Annotated in this window: 1 protein-coding gene; it reads left to right on the top strand. The window is 66.8% G+C overall.

Going from position 1 to position 874, the window contains the following annotated elements:
* The first annotated feature begins 46 nt into the window (after positions 1 to 46).
* Positions 47 to 817, top strand: coding sequence for a transposase (locus KBY19_RS35870; RefSeq protein WP_210967522.1), 771 nt, complete (start codon positions 47 to 49; stop codon positions 815 to 817).
* Positions 818 to 874: the final 57 nt, after the last annotated feature.

Genomic DNA, 874 nt, shown 5'->3' with positions numbered 1-874 from the left:
TAAGCGTTGTCCCGTAACTGCTGGTCAGGGGTGAGATGATCTTGCCGTGTCTGGTGTGATCACGGCGTCGCAGCCCTCCTGGATAGCCCCGTTCAGCGGGCTGAGCCCGCGCCAGTTCGGCAAGCTGATCACCGCGCTCCGGCGCGAGGGTGCGGATCCGGTACGCAAGGGCCGGCCGTGGAGTCTGCCGCTGGAGGACCGCGTGCTTCTGGTCGCCGCCTACTGGCGGACAAACCTGACCCTGCGCCAACTGGCACCGCTCTTCGGGGTCTCCAAGTCCGCGGCCGACCGCATCATCGACCACCTCGGGCCGTCGCTCGCCCTCCAGCAACGTAAGCGGTTCCGCAAAGACACCGTGCTGATCGTCGACGGCACCTTGGTCCCCACCCGCGACCACGGCGTCGCCGAGCAATCGAAGAACTACCGGTACTCCACCAACCACCAGGTCATCATCGACGCGGACACCCGGCTGGTCGTCGCGGTCGGCCGCCCTTTGCCCGGCAACCGCAACGACTGCAAGGCGTGGGAACTGTCCGGCGCGAAGGCCGCCGTCGGCAGGACCACGGTCATCGCGGACGGCGGCTACCGGGGCACCGGCCTGGTCATCCCGCACCGCCGCGAGAAAGGCCAGGCCGAACTCCCGGACTGGAAAGAGGAACACAACACCTCACACCGCAAGGTCCGCGCCCGCGTCGAGCACGCCTTCGCCCGAATGAAGACCTGGAAGATCCTCCGCGACTGCCGCCTCAAAGGCGACGGCGTCCACCACGCCATGCTCGGCATCGCCCGCCTGCACAACCTCACCCTCGCCGGATGACGTGGGAACAAGCAGGTCAGGATGTACGCCGTAGATCATTTACGGGACAACGCTTAC

The organism is Streptomyces sp. B15 (assembly GCF_018070605.1).
Classification (GTDB): Bacteria; Actinomycetota; Actinomycetes; order Streptomycetales; family Streptomycetaceae; genus Streptomyces; species Streptomyces smyrnaeus.
This window is presented reverse-complemented; position numbering and strand designations above follow the sequence as displayed.